This is a genomic window from Mesorhizobium sp. M1E.F.Ca.ET.041.01.1.1, assembly GCF_003997355.1.
Taxonomy (GTDB): Bacteria; Pseudomonadota; Alphaproteobacteria; order Rhizobiales; family Rhizobiaceae; genus Mesorhizobium.
Genome location: NZ_RZSL01000927.1, coordinates 1 through 1,615 on the forward strand (window position 1 = coordinate 1; position 1,615 = coordinate 1,615).

Here is a 1,615-nt window from a genome sequence, read left to right on the forward strand (position 1 = left end):
ACATGGACGTTTTGCGCATAGCGGCATTTTCGGACGGCAACACCGGCGGCAATCCGGCCGGCGTCGTGATTGGCGACGTCCTACCGGATGCCGCCGAAATGCAGCGCGTCGCGGCCGAGGTCGGCTTTTCGGAAACCGCCTTTGCCGCGCCGGAAGGCGATGGCTGGCGCGTCCGCTATTTTTCGCCCGAATCGGAGGTGCCGTTCTGCGGTCATGCCACGATCGCGCTCGGTGCCGGGCTGGTCCGGCGGTTCGGCGACGGGATTTTCGCGCTGGCCCTCAATCAAGCCGGGATCACCGTCGAAGGATTCCGCGACGGTTCCAACATTGTCGCCGCGCTGCAGTCTCCGCCGACGCGCAGCAAGCCGGCACCGCCGGGACTTGTCTCCGAAATGCTGGCGCTGTTCGGTTACGCGGCAAGCGATCTCGATCCAGCCATTCCTCCGGCGCTCATCCATGGCGGCTCCGACCATTTCGCGCTGGCGCTGAGGTCGCGCGAGGCGCTGGCCGCCATGACCTATGATTTCAAGCAGGGCCAGGCCCTGATGCGGCGCGAAAGGCTGATCACGATCCTGCTCGCCTTTGCCGAAACGCCGCGGCTCTTCCACACGCGCAATCCCTTCGCTTCGGGCGGTGTCTACGAGGATCCGGCGACGGGCGCCGCCACCGCGGCCTTTGCCGGCTATCTGCGCGATCTCGACTGGCCGCATGGCGGCTCGATCGACATCGTCCAGGGCGAGGACATGGGCATCCGCTCGCGCCTCCATGCCGACATTCCGCCGACGCCCGGCAGCTCGATCAGGGTTTCGGGGACGGCTCGGCTGATGGACGCACAGGCCGAAGCCGCTTAGACCGGCCGCTTCAGGCCGAGATGCTCGCGCAATGTGCGGCCCTCATAGTCAGTGCGGAACAGGCCGCGTCGCTGCAGTTCCGGCACGACCAGTGTCGCGAAGGCGTCCAGTTCACCTGGAAACCAGGACGGCATGACGTTGAAACCGTCGGCCGCGCCGCCTTCGAAACGCGCCTGCAACTCGTCGGCGATCTGCGCTGGCGTGCCGACGACGCGCCAATGGCCGCGCGCGCCGGCGAAATAGCGTGCGAGATCCCGGATCGAGAGGCCGTCCCGCCGGGCCTGCTCGATGACCAAAGCCTGCCGGCTTTTCATGCCTTCACTCTCCGGTAGTTCGGGCAGCTGTCCGTCGATTGGATAGCGCCGGAGGTCGGAAATGCTGAGATAGCTGGAAAGCAGCGCCACACCGACATCGTCGGGGATCAGCTCCTGCAGCGCATCGTATTTTGCATGTGCCTCGGCTTTTGTTGCCGCGACGATCGGCGCCACGCCGGGCATGATCTTGACGTCGTCCGGCTGGCGGCCATAGGCGGCCAGCCGCCCCTTGAGATCGTCATAAAAGGCCTTGGCCTCCTTAAGAGTCTGCGCCGCACTGAACACGACGTCGGCGGTCCGAGCGGCGAGATCCTTGCCGTCGTCGGAGGCGCCGGCCTGAACCATCACCGGCGCGCCCTGCGGCGAGGGTGGTATGTCGAGCGGGTCTCTCACCGAGAAGCTTTGGCCGTCATGGCCGGCCGCCTTGCGGTGCCACAGGCTGGTGATGAC

The 1,615-nt window shown here is 66.3% G+C and carries 2 protein-coding genes; one reads left to right on the forward strand and one right to left on the reverse strand.

The window, feature by feature from the left end; translation table 11 throughout:
- The first annotated feature begins 2 nt into the window (after nucleotides 1–2).
- Nucleotides 3–851 (forward strand): PhzF family phenazine biosynthesis protein, encoded by an 849-nt coding sequence (locus EOA38_RS35975; protein ID WP_127301450.1) that lies wholly within the window; start codon nucleotides 3–5, stop codon nucleotides 849–851.
- On the opposite strand, the gene EOA38_RS35980 is transcribed toward EOA38_RS35975, so the two are convergent.
- Nucleotides 848–1,615, reverse strand: a 768-nt coding sequence (locus EOA38_RS35980; RefSeq protein WP_127301451.1) for an NtaA/DmoA family FMN-dependent monooxygenase, incomplete at its 5' end; no start/stop codon positions are given. The two genes, EOA38_RS35975 and EOA38_RS35980, sit on opposite strands and share 4 nt — an antisense overlap.